This is a genomic window from Pseudomonas sp. SW-3 (genome assembly GCF_016615645.1).
Taxonomy (GTDB): domain Bacteria; phylum Pseudomonadota; class Gammaproteobacteria; order Pseudomonadales; family Pseudomonadaceae; genus Aquipseudomonas; species Aquipseudomonas mandelii.
This window is the reverse complement of sequence record NZ_CP067098.1, coordinates 2,581,479-2,596,553: the sequence shown is the minus strand read 5'-3', so window position 1 is coordinate 2,596,553 and position 15,075 is coordinate 2,581,479. Positions and strand designations below refer to the sequence as shown.

The following is a 15,075-nucleotide window of genomic DNA, read 5'->3' as shown; positions in this document are numbered from 1 at the left end:
GATCAAGCCTGTGTCAACGGCCGATGCAGCCTCGCTCCAGGCGTGCACGCAATGCGCTGGACACACCCCATTTGATAAACCATCTCAAATGAGTATAAATCCTATTCCAGAATCAATTTCCATTGCGTATGATACGGATTCTCAATAACAGCAAAATCAAATGAGTGTTCGCATGACCGCCCCCATCTCCCTGTGTACACAAACCTCCGTGACGCCGCGCATGCCTTCGACCCTGCGCCCCCTGGCGCTCGCAGTGCACATGCTGGCAGCCGGTATCGCCATCACTGCGCCCTCCTTGCAGGCGGCGGAACAGACTGAGCAGACGGAGACTGGAAGCTCTGTGACCTTGGCCCCTATCGCGATCACTGAGACGGCCATTCGCGAACGCAGTGCCGTCACCGAAGACACCAACTCTTACACGACTGAGGCTGCACGCACGGCCACGCCGTTGAGCATGTCACTGAGGGAGACGCCGCAGTCGGTCAGCGTCATCACCCAGCAACGCATACAGGACCAGGACCTGCATACGATCCTCGACGTGGTCAACAATGCCACCGGTGTGTCGGTCAACCGCTACGAGACCAGCCGGGCGCAGTTCAACGCCCGAGGTTTTGAGCTCAACTCGCTGATGATCGATGGCGTGCCCACCATCTACGAGCAGCCATGGAGTTCGGGGGAAATTTTCAGCAGCCTGGCCATGTATGACCGCGTCGAAGTAGTACGCGGCGCCAACGGTCTGATGACCGGTGCCGGCGATCCATCCGCCTCCATCAACATGGTGCGCAAGCGCGCCAACAGTAAAGACCTGAAGGGTTCTGTAGAACTGAGCGCCGGCACCTGGGACACCTACGGCGTCGAGGCTGATGTGTCCACGGCGCTGAACGAGGAAGGCACCGTTCGCGCGCGGCTGGTCGGGGAGACCAACGAGGGCGACACGTGGATCGATATGAACTCGAACAAGCGCCAGACCCTCTATGGCACGATGGATATCGACCTGACGCCCGACACCACGCTCTGGTTCGGCTTGAGCCGGCAAGAAAGCAACGCCGACTCGCCGATGTGGGGTGGCCTGCCAGTCTGGTACGCAGACGGCGGCCGCACGAACTGGAGCCGCTCGAAGTCGACCTCCGCCAAATGGAGCAAGTGGGACACGACCTACGAGACCTACTTCGTCAATCTTGATCACATCTTTGCCAACGACTGGCAAGTCAATCTGAGCTACAACCGTGGCGAACGCACCGGCGACTCTTCCCTGCTGTACCTGTCCGGCAATCCAGGCAGGAACGGCAGCTCCGCGATGTCTTCGTTCCCGGCGACCTACAAGACCGAGACCACCCAGGACGACTACGGCATCCGCTTCAATGGCCCGTTCTCGTTCCTGGGTCGCGAGCACGAATTGGCCTTCGGCTATGTGGACAGCAAGCAGAAGTTCGACACCGATTCACTCGACGCGCAAACAGGCTTCGGCGGTGTCGCCGATTTCGATTCCTACAACGGTAATTTCGCAGAACCGGTATGGGGCCCGAGGACCGACTACGGTTACAGCGAGACCCGCCAGAAGGGCCTGTACGCGGCAACCCGCCTGAACGTGACCGACGATTTGAAAGTGATCCTTGGCGCGCGTGAAAGCTGGTACGAGAAGACCAGTGATGACGTCTTCTCGGAAGTGAGCAAGATCGATGTCGATCATGAGCTGACACCCTATGCAGGTATTGTCTACGACCTCACCGACAACCTTTCGGCTTATGCCAGCTACACAGAAATTTTCCTGCCGCAATCGGTACGCGACCGCAGTGGCCAGGCATTGGAACCGATCGTTGGCGAGAGCACTGAATTGGGCCTGAAGGGTGAGTACTTCGGTGGCCGCTTGAACGCCTCCGCAGCGGTTTTCCAGATCAAACAAGACAATCTGGGCCAGAACACCGGCGCGCTGATCGATCCTTCAAACCCGGTCGGCGGCTTCGCCTACGAGGCGAGTGAAGGCGCGACCAGCAAGGGTTTCGAGCTGGAAGTTTCCGGCGAACTCGCAACGGACTGGAATGCATCGGTGGGTTACACCCAGTTCACGGCCGAAGATGCCGACGGCGACGACGTCAACACGCTGTACCCGACCAAGTTGCTGCGCACCTTTACCACCTACCGCCTGCCAGGGGCTTTCAACAAGCTGACCATTGGCGGCGGGGTTAACTGGCAGGATTCGATCTACACCTACGCCGTCAACCCGGCCGGCAATTCCGAGAAGATCCAGCAGGATGCCTATGCCCTGGTCAACCTGATGGCTCGCTACGAGTTCACCGAAAACCTCTCGGGCCAGGTGAATGCCAACAACGTCACCGACGAGAAGTACTTCGACATCTTCGATGCCTACGGCGCCCTGACATACGGTGCACCGCGTAGCATTACGGCTTCGGCGAAGTACCGTTTCTAAGGCACCCGATCGGTTGGCGCTGCACTCTGCTGACACAACACCGGCCTTGCGCCGGTGTTGTACTTTTTGACGACACACAAACACGAAAGCGTCCTCGCCTCATGTCGAATAAATAGCCCATTCTCTCGTTCACCTGCGCCTGACTTCCGCACTCATTGACCGCTGTGTATCATCAGTCCCGGGCCGATGCTGCCCGCCGCTCGCTCCCGAAGGGAAAGGTGAAAGCATTGCTTCTCCCCCAAATCCTGTCGTATCTCTTGAGAGCCGAGGTTTGGCAACGCGAGCACCAGAATGCCTTGGCTACAGGAGGAACGATGTTTTCAATCGAACAAGCCAAGCAGATGGCCAAGAGGCTGCGTGCCTCGCTTGAGGGGCGCAATCAAGCGACGTCTCACTCAACCGCGCTTGAGCTGGTCGCGCATCAACTGGGTTACAAGGACTGGAACACAGCGTCTGCGACGCTTCCCCAGGAACCTGATCAACCCGCCATTACCTTCGACAGAGCCATCCCGATACTGCGGATGTTTGACGAAACCAAGGCGCGCGAGTTCTACCTTGATTTTCTAGGCTTCAGCGTCGAATTCGAGCACCGCTTCGAAGCAGATCTGCCGCTGTACCTGGGCATCAGCCGAAACGGTCTGCAGCTCCATCTTTCCGAACATCATGGCGATGCGAGCCCGGGATCGACGACATTTGTCCCTATGCACAATATCGAACTGTTGCGCGACGAATTACAGGGCAAACGCTACGGATACGGACGGCCAGATATCGTTCAGCAAGGTTGGGGGCAAGTGTTGGAAGTCCATGACCCCTTCGGCAATCGCATTCGATTCTGCCAAAGCTGATCCTGCCTGGCGGGCTGGGGTGACCCAGCCCGCTTCCTTGATACGTGTCCTATCCTTCTAACCAACCCACCACGCCAGACGCCAACATGCCCGCCTCCGAATCCACCCTCCTCGACAGCTGGCACCACAACGCCCACGCCTGGATCACAGCCATCCGCAGCGGCGCCATCGAAAGCCGCCTCACGGTGACCGACCAGGCCATCCTGCTGGCTGTGCTGGGCCGCCAGCCCGAGCGCGTGCTCGACCTCGGATGCGGCGAGGGCTGGTTACTGCGCGCGCTGGCTCAACGGGGCATCACGGCCGTCGGTGTGGATGGCGATGCGACGCTGGTCGAAGCGGCGCGGGCGTCGGGGTCATCGCAGGTGCATGTGGCGAGCTATGAAGAATTGGTGGAGGCCAAGGTGGACATCGGCCGCGACTACGACCTGATCTGCGCCAACTTCGCCCTGTTGCACCAGGACATCATTCCGCTGCTCGCCGCCATGAACGCCCTGCTCCGTCCTGGTGGTGCACTGGTGATCCAGACACTGCACCCGTGGGCTGTCGCGGCAGGCGACTATCAGGATGGCTGGCGGGAAGAAACCTTTGCCGGGTTCAAGGGCCAGTGGCAGCCCATGCCGTGGTACTTCCGCACCTTGTCCAGCTGGCTGAATGCGCTGGACATGGCCGGCTTTCGGCTGGCCGTCCTGCAAGAGCCGCAGCACCCGCAAAGTCCGGTGCCGCAGTCATTGCTGTTGGTGGCCGAAAGCGGGCAAGGCGTTGTTCAGACGGTCGATTGAACAACCGCTGCCTGCCGCCCCTTGAACGCCAGCGCAAAGCAGAAAAAGATCGCCAGGGCGAACCCCGCCGGAAACAACCAGATGCTCTTCCAGTCATGGCTGCCCGTCAGCGCATAGTGGTCGGTCACCTGCCCTGCAACCCAGAAGCCGATCAGCATGCCCAGGCCATAGGTCGCCAAAGTAATGAGCCCTTGGGCCGAGCTTCTGAAACGCTCCGGTGCTTTGGCGTCGGTGTAGATCTGGCCGGACACGAAGAAGAAGTCGTAGCAGATACCGTGCAAGGCGATGCCGGTAAACAACATGAACGCCAGGTCGCCATTGTTACCGTAGGCGAACAGCAAGTAGCGCAAGGCCCACGCCAACATCCCCACCAAAAGCGCAATCTTGATCCCGAAGCGGTGAATGAACAGCGGCAGAAGCAGCATGAACAGCACTTCGGAAACCTGCCCGATGGCCATTTTCGCCGTTGGGTTGGTTACGCCGATTTCCGCCAGAAACGGATTGGCATTCTGGTAATAAAACGCCAACGGAATGCAGATCAGAATGGAGGCGATGAAGAACACCAGGTAACTGCGGTCCTTCAGCAAACTCAACGCATCCAGCCCGAGCATTTGCTTGAGGCCGCTGCGGCCCACCTCAGGTTTCAGTGGCGCGGTGCGCGGCAAGGTGAAGCTGTAGAGGCCGAGCACCAGAGACGCAATCGCCGACATCAGAAAGGTGTTGCGCAGCCCGCCTGACGAAATCAGGGCCTGGGAGTCCCAGGCAAACACAAAGCTGATGACCACGCCGGCCACGATCCAGCCGATGGTGCCCCACACGCGGATGCGGGAGAACTCGAGGGCCGGGTCGCTCATTTGCCGGAACGCCACTGAATTCACCAGTGCCAGGGTCGGCATGTAGATCATCATGTACGCCAGCACGTAAGGGTAAAACGTACTGAAGTCCGGCACTCGATACAGCTGATACAGCAACACGGCGCCCACCAGGTGCAGCACCGCAAGGATGCGTTCGGCATTGAAGAAGCGGTCGGCGATCAAGCCGATCACAAAGGGCGCGATGATCGCGCCCCAGGACTGGGTGGAGAACGCCATGCCGATCTGCCCGCCGCTGGCGCCCAGGTTACTGGCGAGGAACGTACCGAGGGTGACGAACCATCCGCCCCAGATAAAGAATTGCAGGAACATCATGGCGCTCAGGCGCGCGGTCATCGTGGACATAACAGTCACCGTCTTATTGTTTTTCTTGTTGGAGAGAGAAGCGAATAACTTTTTGATCAGGCCTCGGGCAACCCCAGCAATCGTCGATTGAAACCTTCGTCCGACTGCACGCTGGCGAAATCGTCGAAGGCCTTCTGCGTCTTGCTGATCATGTGCCGCTCGATGAACGCCGCCCCTTCTGCGGCACCCTGGGCGGAGTCCTTGAGGCAACACTCCCACTCAAGCACGGCCCAACCGCTGAAGTCGTATTGGGTCAGTTTGCTGAAGATCGATTTGAAGTCGATCTGGCCATCGCCCAGGGAACGGAAACGCCCCGGCCGCTCAACCCAGCCCTGGTAACCGCCGTAGACGCCCGAACGCGCATCGGGCCGGAACTCGGCGTCTTTGACGTGGAACATGCGGATGCGCGCGTGGTAGCGATCGATGAAGCCCAGGTAGTCCATTTGCTGGAGCAGCAGATGGCTGGGGTCATACAAAATCGCGGCGCGTGGATGGTGATCCACCGCCTCCAGAAAACGCTCGAACGAGGCGCCGTCGTGCAGGTCTTCACCGGGGTGGATTTCGTAGCACAGGTCGACACCGGCCTCCTCGAAGCAATCAAGAATCGGCAACCAGCGTTTGGCCAGTTCGGCAAAACCCTGTTCGACCAATCCGCTTGGGCGTTGCGGCCAGGGGTAGACATACGGCCACAGCAGCGCACCGGAAAAGGTTGCGTGGGCCTTCAGTCCCAAGCGCTGACTGGCCCGGGCTGCGAGCTTCAACTGCTCGATGGCCCATTCGGTGCGTGCTTGCGGCTGGCCGCGTAGATGCGCCGGGGCAAAGTCGTCGAACAGGGCGTCGAACGCCGGATGCACCGCCACCAGTTGGCCTTGCAGGTGCGTCGACAACTCGCTGATCTCGACGCCCGCTTTAGCGCAGACTGCCTTCAATTCGTCGCAGTATTCCTGGCTTTCAGCGGCGCGCGCCAGGTCGATGTATTGCGTGCCCAAAGTCGGCAACTGAATGGCCTTGTAGCCTTGCGACGCCGCCCACTGGGCAATATTGGCCAGGGTGTCGAAGGGCGCTTCGGCGGACATGAACTGCGCGAGGAAGATCCCCGGGCCGCGCAGGCCTGCTTGAGAAGTAGGGTTCACGGGCGAGTGCTCCGGGTTCATTGAGGGCAGACCAGTTCGGTCCATTTCGTATCGCCACGATGACTGGCAATCACGGTTTCGATGAAGGCCATGCCGCGCAGCCCGACGTCGATGCCCGGCACGCCGGGGGCCACGTTGCCGTCGACGTTGCTGCGAATCGCCGTGGCGAAATCGCCGTAGAGGTTGGCCATGGCTTCCAGATAGCCTTCGGGATGTCCGGCCGGCAGACGCATGCGCCGGGTCGCGGCGTCGCACAACCAGGGTTGGCCGACACCGGAACGCAGCACGCGCATTGGTTGGTCAAGGGAACGATGGATCAGGCTCGACGGCTCTTCCTGGCGCCATTCCAGGCCGCCCTTGTCGCCGTAGACGCGGATTTTCAACGGGTTCTCTTCACCCGCGCAGACCTGGCTGGCAATCAACACACCACTCGCGCCGTCAGCCATCTTGAACAGCATCGCGGCATCGTCGTCCAGTTGCCGGCTGGCAACGTGGGTATTCAACATCGCGCACAGGTGCTGGATGGGCTGGTCCGCCACGAATTCGGCCAATGAAAAGGCATGGGTGCCGATATCGCCGATGCAGCCGCCCAACCCGGACTGCTCAGGCAGGTCGCGCCAGCCGGCCTGCTTGTTGCCCTGCCCCGCCACATCCTCGCTCAGCCAGCCTTGGGGGTACTCGACAATCACCTTGCGCACGGAGCCGATCACCCCGTCGCGAACCATCTGCCGCGCCTGCCAGACCATCGGATAGCCCAGGTACGTGTGGGCCAGGCCATAGAGGCGATCGCTGCGTTCAAGCACAGCCTTGAGCGGCAGCAACTCGGCCAGATTCAACGCCGCCGGTTTCTCACTGAACACATGAAATCCCGCACTCAGCGCCTGGCTGGCAATCGGCGCGTGCAGGTGATTGGGGGTGACAATGATCAGCAGCTCCATGCGCTGATCGACCGGCAGCGCGCGCTCGGCTTCCAGCATCCGCCGCCAGTCGCTGTAGCAACGCGAAGCGCACAATCCCAGCGCGGCGCCGGTGTCCTGATTGTTGCGGGCGTCGCGACTGAACGCGCCACACACCAACTCAAAACGGCCATCGAGCCCGGCGGCCTGACGGTGGGCCTGACCGATGAAGGCGCCCTCCCCACCACCGACAAAGCCCATTCTTATTTTTTTCACGGCAACACTCATCGCATCGTTTCTCTGTTTGAGGCGGTTTCCGGCGGCTTTACAGGAATGCATCCGAAAGCCGATGTAACCGGTTACATCGTGACGGAAATCTAGGCCCTGTTTGACGAGGTGTCAAACCCCGGATGAATCTCCAGGAAAATTTCAGGGGTGGGCTTACCTGCGTTAAGCTCGCCCCTGCACAGTTCGATAACGAGGTGGTCTTGTCCAATATCCGCGAAGTAGCCAGGCTGGCCGGCGTCTCCGTCGCCACGGTCTCCAGGACGCTGAAGTCGCCTGAACGCGTGCTCCCCGACACGCGCGACAAGGTCAACGCCGCGGTGGAAAAAGCCGGTTATCGACCGAACCAGATGGCGGTGCAATTTCGCTCGCGCAGAACCGGCAACCTGGTGATTCTGGTGCCGACCATCGCCAACACGTTTTTCGCCAAGGTGATCAGCGGCGCGCAGCAAGCCGCCCAGCTCGCCGGGTATCGGCTGTTGCTGTGCGACACCCAGGGCCGCGAGGAAGTGGAACGGGAGTTTGCCGAATTGGTCTACGCCCATCAGGCCGATGGCGTGATCCAGTTACGCGCCTATGACCCTTTTGAAGCGCCCTTCCCCAGCGCCGATTTACCGCCGATCGTCAATGCCTGCGAGGTGATACAGGGCGGCCGTCATCCCACCATCAGCCTCGACAACCGCGCGGCTGCCAAGGCCATGACCGAACATTTGATCGAACTGGGCCACCGCCGGATCGGCCTGATCAAAGGCCCGAAAAGCAGCCCGCTGACCCGCGATCGCGTGGCCGGTTATCAGGACGCCTTGCAACAGGCCGGTATCACGTCGGATGCCGCGCTAATCTGCCATGGCGATTTCAGTCTGAAGGCCGGACATGACGGCGCCGCCGCGATGCTGGAATTGCCCGACCGTCCCACGGCGTTGTTTTGCGAAAACGATGAAATGGCCATCGGCGCGTTGAAACGCATCAAGCAACAAGGCCTGCGCGTTCCTGAGGACATTTCATTGGTGGGCTTCGACGACATCCCCTTCGCGGCGTACTGCGACCCGCCGCTGACGACCATCTCGCAACCCGCCGAAACATTCGGTCAGAAAGCCGTCGAGATGTTGATCGCGCTGATCGAGAAGAAACCGATCGAACAGCGGCATGTGGTGTTGCCGTTCAAGTTGACGTTGCGCAACAGCACCGCAGTTGTCAGGGCGCGCTAACGGATGACCAAAGTGACCGCACCCCGATACCAGCGTTAGAATCCGACGGTTGAGTTCATTCGTATGAGGAAGCGCCTGTCATGTCCAGTCTCGACAACTCTCTGCAAGACACCGCCGCGCCTGACGGCGTCTGTTACGGCTGCGGCAGCAGCAATCCGCACGGGCTGCACATCAAGAGCTTCTGGCATGCGGACGGCGTGCATGTCATGGCCGAGCACGTGCCTGATCCCATGTATTGCGGCTGGCCGGAGTTGGTGTACGGCGGGTTGATCGCGATGCTGGTGGACTGTCATTCCAACTGGACGGCGATGGCTTATCACTACCGTGGGGAAAACCGCGAAGTCGCCAGCCTGCCCCGGATCAATTGCGTCACCGGCAACCTTGGCATCAAGTTCATCAAACCGACACCGATGGGTGTGCCATTGACCCTGCGTGCCAGAGTGGAAGGCGATGTCGGACGCAAAACCCGTGTCATCTGCGAGGTCTATGCCGGGGACGTACTCACGGCGGTTGGCGATTCCGTTTTTGTCCGCGTGGATACCGATCAATTGGCGGCGGCGGCGCACAGTCGGTAGGACCTAACCGAAAGCGGAATCGATCCTGCGTGTGGGTCGCGTAATTTACAAGGAGGTGTCATGAGCAACTTCCCCATCGTGGCCACGGTACTCGCGATGATATTGGGGCTCTCCGTCACTCGCCTGCTGATGGGTGCGTTGACGGTGTTCCGCATCCGCCGCGTCGCCGCGCCTGATTGGGTGGCGCTGGTCTGGGCGGTCATGCTTTTCACGTCCCAGCTGGATTTTTGGTGGGCGGTCAACGCGTTGCCGACGATCAAAGCGACCTTTTCGTTTGCCGAGTTTTTATTGCTGGTGCTCCTGGCGCTCTCGCTTTTTGTCTCTGCCGCGTTACTGCTGCCCAGTCGAAGTGAGGACGAGCAAAGCGGGCTTCGCGTTTACTTCGAACAGGATGGGCGCTACGCCCTTCTATCGTTTTCGACCTACCTCGTGCTCGGCCTCATCGTGAACGTCCTCTTCTTTCAGGTATCGCCGATGGCGCTTTGGGGTGCGCTGGATGTCGTCATGATTATTCTCCCGGTCTGCGCATTCAAGGCCAAATCGCGCAAAGCGTATTCGACGATCACCCTGATTTATGTGCCCATCTCTGCCTTGGACGTCGCCATTACACTGACCAGCTAGGCGGGTCGTGGAAAGTGGCGCGGGTGGCCGCAACCCTGGAGGGTGAATAGACCATCTTCGCAGTTGGCGAGAGTCGGCATGGCAGCTGTCCAGTCCAGTACAAGCGAAATCAAAAGGCAGCAATCGGCCAAGAGGGTCCACCTCGCCAGCCGCCTCAGGGACGAGCTGGTTGGACGGCAACTGGCGAGGCGAACACATAGACAATAGCTTCCCTTGCTGAACACGCCTCACGCCGCTCATCAAATACCCCTGCTCGTCCGCCGCCTCCCTCGGCAGCTTTCGTTTATACGCAAGCTCAACTACGGTGATTCCAAGACCGCTGTCCAACCGAGGAGCCCAGTGCATGTCCAGAATCTTCTCTCTGATGCTCGCCGGCCTGGTTCTGTACACCAGCCAGGCGATGGCAGACACCCTCAAGATCGGCGTGATCGGCGCCGGCAAGGTCGGCGGTACGCTTGGCACGCTCTGGGTAAAGGCCGGGCACTCGGTGATGTTTTCATCACGCCACCCCGAGGCGCTGGCGGACCTGGTCAAGGAGGCCGGCCCCAACGCGCGGGCCGGCTCGGTCACCGAGGCCGCGGCCTGGGGCGATGTGATCGTGTTGAGTGTTCCCTATGGCGCCATGCCGGCGCTGTCCGAACAGTTGAAGGGCAAACTGGACGGCAAAGTGATATTCAGCACCAGTAATCCATTTGGCGGCCGTGACGCAGATGTCGGGCGCAAGGCGCTGGACATGGGCGTGGCCCTGGCGGATCAGCAGTATCTGCCCGGCGTGCACCTGGTGCGGGCGTTCAACGCCATTGGCTTCGCCTCAATGAAAGGCCTTTCCGGCAAAAACAAGGCGATTCCTGTTTTCGCCGACGATGCCCAGGCCCGGGATATCGGCGTCCGGTTAGTGCGTGATGCCGGGTTTGTACCGGTGCTGTTCCCGCTGGCGCGCGCCAATGAGGGGTTGCCGGGCGGCCCGCTCAGCGGCGTCTGGCGTGAGGCCGACCTCAAGCAACGACGGGGCGTCGGTGAGCTTTGTCAGAATGTAGAGGCGACCTGCGCTGAAGCTCGTTAGTGTTGAAATCAATAGAGGGTCAGGTCCAACACCGTCTAATCTCAATGAAGCACAACCCCACACGGCTCGCCTCTTGATACAGGGGAAATGGGATGGCCAATAGAACAGCGCGCCAATGCTCGTCATGGGTCATACCCTCCCTGCTCGCCATCAACCTGGCGCTGATCGCGGGATGTTCCGGCAAAGCGTCCACCGCTCGCTATGCAACTTCAAGCGTGGGCTCAGCCTGCTATGCAAAAGCGCTTCCCACCGCTGGCGAGGGTGGACTGGCTTGGGGCTCCACCTTGAGCATGGCGCGTAAAAAATCCATGGATAATTGCATCCGCTATGCCGGCCGATCCGGTGGCACGCCGACTACTTGCCAAGTGGTGTTGGCGGAGTGCAGGCATTGAAACCTATGCAAAGCCGAGGAACGACAGGATAACCACGACGACCACCACTAACCCGACGATGTAGATGATGTTGTTCATGAAACCCACCTCTCAACCAGAATAGGACTGCGGCACGAAGGCTTACACCTACACGGTAGTGCAGCTTTGCTCGCAATGCCATTCAGCATGGGACGGTCGAGCCTGACAGTTTCCCTTGCTCGCGGACTAGAGCCGAAAATGCTGCTGCATGGCTTGGGAGAGCAAATCCACCGCTTCATCCCCATCTGAAGACGGCGATCGGATAAACACGACCTCATGCTCCGGTATGACGGGCAAACCGTCGAGAATCTGCATACTTTCCGTCACCCGGGCGCGGTCTATCAGACTGATCGCCAACCCGGCCTCCACGCAGGCGCTGACGGCCTGGTTGGACGGACTGTCCAGCACCACGCGCCACCGGCGGCCGCTTTGTTTGAGTGATGCCACCATGGCTTGCCGATAAGGGCATTGCGCCGCATGCACGGCCAATGGCAGCGGATCCATCGAGGCCAGCGACTTGTTTGCCGGCCCCACCCAGATCGGCGTGGTGGCGACGAGAAATTGCGCCTGCATGGTCAGCTGCCCCCTGGCTTGGGCAATCACCGCGGCCTGAAGCTTTCCACGCTGGACCTGGTCACGCAGCGAATCACTGGGGGCTGTCTTCAACTCCAGCACCACGTTGGGCCAGGCAGCGGCGAATGTCGGCAGGATGTCGCGGATGACATGGGCGGCGTATTCGTCGGGGACCCCCAGGGTGATGCGTCCTGCCAGGTGGCTTCCATGCAGGTCGGCCAGCACCCGGTCATGGGTGCTCAGCAGTTCTGTCGTCGACAAAAGCAAACGCTTGCCCAGTGCGGTCAGGGAGACGGACTGATTATCGCGATTCAGCAAGCGCCCCCCGGCGACTGCCTCAAGCCGCTGGATATGCACGCTCACCGCCGCCGGGCTTTTATGCAGCTGCTCGGCCGCCGCACTGAATTTGCCAATCCGCGCCACCGCATGAAATGTACGTACCAGCTCGATATCGAGTATCGCCGTCATGATTTAATCTTCGTGAATGACTGCTGCACTTTATTTTGATTTATTAGATTAGGCCGATTTCGTAGCCTGTGGCAATGAACCAGCCCACACCGATCTCCTGTCAGCAGCAAGTCATCCCCCACTGGCGCCAGAAGATGCCGCTGCCGCTGCTCGAGGCGGCTTTGATTCTGACCTGGAGTTCCGGATTCGTCGGCGCGCGATTCTCGATGGACTATGCGCCCCCCTTGTTGGTGGTGTTTTGGCGCTGCGTCGTGGTCACGCTGATCCTGTTTCCTTTCGTCGCCAGGCAATTGCGGCAAACCTCCCCTGCCGTGTTGCTGAAAAACGCCGGCATCGGTCTTCTGGCCATGGCCGGCTATCTGGCCGGCGTCATACAAGGCATAGCCCTGGGCGTACCGGCGGGCCTTGCCGCGGTGTTCGCCAACCTGCTGCCGATGGCGGTCGCATTGCTGGCCGCTGGCGTGCTGGGGCAAAAACTGGCCTGGCAAGTCTGGACAGGGCTGGTCATCGGCCTGGTTGGGGTTGTGGTGGTGACGCTTGGCGCGTTGGCTTGGGGTAGCGCGCCCCTCTGGGCGTATGGCCTGCCGGTGCTCGGTACGCTTTCGCTCGCCATCGCGACACTCTGGCAGAAGCATCTGCACGCCTCTGAATCGCTGGACCTGCTGCCCAACCTGTGGCTGCAATGTTGCGTGTCGAGTTTTGCATTCGCCCTGATCGAGGGCACGCAAGGTAGCCTGGCGCCGATACCCGGCATGGGGTTTGCGCTAAGCGTACTGTGGACGGTGGGATTGTCTACGTTAGGCGGCTACGGGCTTTATTGGGTCTGCCTGCGCCGGGCGACAGCCACACGAGTGGCCAGCGTCTTGTACCTGAGCCCGCCCGTCACGATGCTTTGGGCCTGGGCCATGTTCAACGAACCGTTGTCATGGCAAATGGTGTCAGGCATGGCAGTGTCCGGGGTCGGTATCTGGATGGTGGTTCGGTCGGAGGCTCGGCAGGCTCGGCGGTAAAAGCTGATGGATGTTTCGGGGCAGAAGTTGCTCTTGCCGACAGACTGCAATCGGCTGTGGATTCAACCGGTCGATGCAACACATCTAAATTCTGTGTAAGCCGAAGGAGTGTTGCAGATGGCCACGCTGGTTTACCAGCCCGGTATGACATGAAAATCCCGGTCTAGCGCTGGTTTTTAGATTATGTGCGCGACTCGGAAGGAATGAGGAGGACCAGATCAGTATCGCCTACGTCGACACCCGCTTGTGACAGCAAAGTAGTAACTTGGCCTCGGTGATGAGTCTGGTGGTTGAAGAAATGCATGACCAAGCCATAAAAGCTCCTGTCAGCGGGGGTTCCTTTCATGCTTGTGTAATTGAGGGTGTAATCTAAATCCGCCTCTGTAATCGAGCGAGACCACTCGACAATCACCTGATCGAGCCAAACGCGATGTGCCGAAAGTTCTCGAATATTTGAGAGCAGTAACTGGTCGAGGCTTTTAGGGGCCGGGAGCTGTCGAATCGGCTCCAGAGCCAAGTAATTCGCCGGGTGCCTGGCAAATCGCTTTAGCCAGATAGTGTCCCCGGCCACCAGGTGATTCAACGTCCCGAGAATAGAACCAAAGAATGCTTTCCTATCCACTGACAGCTCTTCATCTGTCAGACTTCTGGCCGCCTCATAAACCTTTGCGTTCATCCAATCGTTATAGATAGCCATCAGGCAGATATGGTCGGTGCGGCCCATCGTGTTCATCCTTTGAGTGAATACTAGACAAGCGTTCCACGCTCATCTGGGGCCATTCTAGAGCAAGGCTTTTTGAATCGCCCTTGATTTCGTAGACACGTGACCGGCTATATCGGGTCGGTTGCTGCACTTCGCGACAGGCAACAATCGGCCAATTGCTGCCTGTCGAAGCCCTGATATGAGGCTGCTGACTTGTAAAGTAGAACACATTAGAAATGCATCTTTAGCTAATCGATACTGAGTGCGCTCACAAACGAGGCAATGTAGGAGTGAAGCAAAGCGCAGGGACTAAAAAGCACAACGGTTAGCTTCTTTACTTGATGAAATTGGGGCACAGAAAACGTGATCTGTCCCCATTTACCCCTGTTCAGTACTCAAAATCGGTAGAAACCTCAAAATCGCGGTCAAATTTCATAACAAAGCAACGCCATCTACCGCCCGTATGCTGAAACATGTGCTCGTTCAACTTCGAAACCAACGCCGACACACCCACCTCACACGAATCGGATAAAAAATCCGAATGCCGAACTCCATTTTTAGAGTATGAAAAACTGGACTCAACCCAACCCTCATCTAAATCCAGCTCAGCTTTATAAACAATTTCTTCACAAGCGTTCGGCGCCTCTTCATAAATGATGGCGGCCAAGGAATTTAAAATCTCCAACTGTTCCTTCATTTAATTAACCACCCTTCTGGTTTAGAAAGCTTAGTTTTCGCTTCACCGTCGATTGTGTACTTTACAACAATGGAGTCAGGTCTGGCAGAGCTGTCGTACAGGTTGTTATGGGCCGGAAGCTGTCATCCACGTATGGCTACTATGGGTCGATTGCAGCCCCTTAC

The 15,075-nt window shown here is 59.1% G+C and carries 15 protein-coding genes; 9 read left to right on the top strand and 6 right to left on the bottom strand.

Annotated features, from left to right (window positions below; genetic code table 11):
* The first annotated feature begins 172 nt into the window (after nucleotides 1-172).
* From JIO00_RS11600 to JIO00_RS11590, 3 genes are all read left to right on the top strand, one after another.
* The gene (locus JIO00_RS11600) at nucleotides 173-2,428 is read left to right on the top strand and encodes a TonB-dependent siderophore receptor (RefSeq protein ID WP_200668269.1); all 2,256 of its coding nucleotides are present in this window, start codon (nucleotides 173-175) and stop codon (nucleotides 2,426-2,428) included.
* A gap of 314 nt (nucleotides 2,429-2,742) precedes the next feature.
* Nucleotides 2,743-3,273, top strand: a complete 531-nt coding sequence (locus tag JIO00_RS11595) for a glyoxalase superfamily protein (RefSeq protein WP_077750375.1) — start codon at nucleotides 2,743-2,745, stop codon at nucleotides 3,271-3,273.
* Nucleotides 3,274-3,359: 86 nt separating this feature from the next.
* Nucleotides 3,360-4,052 (top strand): class I SAM-dependent methyltransferase, encoded by a 693-nt coding sequence (locus tag JIO00_RS11590; protein ID WP_200668267.1) that lies wholly within the window; start codon nucleotides 3,360-3,362, stop codon nucleotides 4,050-4,052.
* Here JIO00_RS11590 and JIO00_RS11585 read toward each other — a convergent pair.
* The 3 genes from JIO00_RS11585 to JIO00_RS11575 are packed head-to-tail and all read right to left on the bottom strand — an operon-like array spanning nucleotide 4,037 to nucleotide 7,559.
* On the bottom strand, nucleotides 4,037-5,269 hold the full coding sequence (locus JIO00_RS11585; RefSeq protein WP_200668265.1) for a nucleoside permease: 1,233 nt from the start codon (nucleotides 5,267-5,269) through the stop codon (nucleotides 4,037-4,039). The two genes, JIO00_RS11590 and JIO00_RS11585, sit on opposite strands and share 16 nt — an antisense overlap.
* A gap of 56 nt (nucleotides 5,270-5,325) precedes the next feature.
* Nucleotides 5,326-6,423: a sugar phosphate isomerase/epimerase family protein gene (locus JIO00_RS11580; protein ID WP_200668622.1), complete on the bottom strand. Its 1,098-nt coding sequence runs from the start codon at nucleotides 6,421-6,423 to the stop codon at nucleotides 5,326-5,328.
* On the bottom strand, nucleotides 6,420-7,559 hold the full coding sequence (locus tag JIO00_RS11575) for a Gfo/Idh/MocA family protein (protein ID WP_174604247.1): 1,140 nt from the start codon (nucleotides 7,557-7,559) through the stop codon (nucleotides 6,420-6,422). The genes JIO00_RS11580 and JIO00_RS11575 overlap by 4 nt, the downstream gene beginning before the upstream one ends.
* A gap of 227 nt (nucleotides 7,560-7,786) precedes the next feature.
* Here JIO00_RS11575 and JIO00_RS11570 point away from each other — a divergent pair, with 227 nt between their 5' ends.
* The 5 genes from JIO00_RS11570 to JIO00_RS29795 all read left to right on the top strand — a co-directional run bounded on the left by JIO00_RS11570 (nucleotide 7,787) and on the right by JIO00_RS29795 (nucleotide 11,442).
* Entirely contained in the window at nucleotides 7,787-8,791 is a 1,005-nt protein-coding gene (locus JIO00_RS11570) for a LacI family DNA-binding transcriptional regulator (protein WP_077750370.1), read from the top strand.
* Between the two features lie 80 nt (nucleotides 8,792-8,871).
* Nucleotides 8,872-9,366: a PaaI family thioesterase gene (locus JIO00_RS11565; RefSeq protein ID WP_200668263.1), complete on the top strand. Its 495-nt coding sequence runs from the start codon at nucleotides 8,872-8,874 to the stop codon at nucleotides 9,364-9,366.
* A 60-nt stretch (nucleotides 9,367-9,426) separates the two neighbouring features.
* On the top strand, nucleotides 9,427-9,987 hold the full coding sequence (locus JIO00_RS11560) for a hypothetical protein (RefSeq protein ID WP_077750368.1): 561 nt from the start codon (nucleotides 9,427-9,429) through the stop codon (nucleotides 9,985-9,987).
* 343 nt (nucleotides 9,988-10,330) lie between these two features.
* Nucleotides 10,331-11,050, top strand: a complete 720-nt coding sequence (locus JIO00_RS11555; protein WP_200668261.1) for an NADPH-dependent F420 reductase — start codon at nucleotides 10,331-10,333, stop codon at nucleotides 11,048-11,050.
* A gap of 92 nt (nucleotides 11,051-11,142) precedes the next feature.
* A complete protein-coding gene (locus JIO00_RS29795; protein WP_077750366.1) occupies nucleotides 11,143-11,442 on the top strand; it encodes a hypothetical protein in 300 nt (99 codons plus the stop codon).
* Nucleotides 11,443-11,646: 204 nt separating this feature from the next.
* On the opposite strand, the gene JIO00_RS11550 is transcribed toward JIO00_RS29795, so the two are convergent.
* On the bottom strand, nucleotides 11,647-12,501 hold the full coding sequence (locus JIO00_RS11550) for a LysR family transcriptional regulator (RefSeq protein ID WP_200668259.1): 855 nt from the start codon (nucleotides 12,499-12,501) through the stop codon (nucleotides 11,647-11,649).
* A 74-nt stretch (nucleotides 12,502-12,575) separates the two neighbouring features.
* Here JIO00_RS11550 and JIO00_RS11545 point away from each other — a divergent pair, with 74 nt between their 5' ends.
* Entirely contained in the window at nucleotides 12,576-13,511 is a 936-nt protein-coding gene (locus JIO00_RS11545; protein ID WP_200668257.1) for a DMT family transporter, read from the top strand.
* A gap of 181 nt (nucleotides 13,512-13,692) precedes the next feature.
* Here the strand turns inward: JIO00_RS11545 and JIO00_RS11540 are convergent, their stop codons facing one another.
* A complete protein-coding gene (locus JIO00_RS11540) occupies nucleotides 13,693-14,235 on the bottom strand; it encodes a DinB family protein (RefSeq protein ID WP_200668255.1) in 543 nt (180 codons plus the stop codon).
* 367 nt (nucleotides 14,236-14,602) lie between these two features.
* Entirely contained in the window at nucleotides 14,603-14,911 is a 309-nt protein-coding gene (locus JIO00_RS11535; protein ID WP_200668253.1) for a hypothetical protein, read from the bottom strand.
* Between the last annotated feature and the right edge of the window lie 164 nt (nucleotides 14,912-15,075).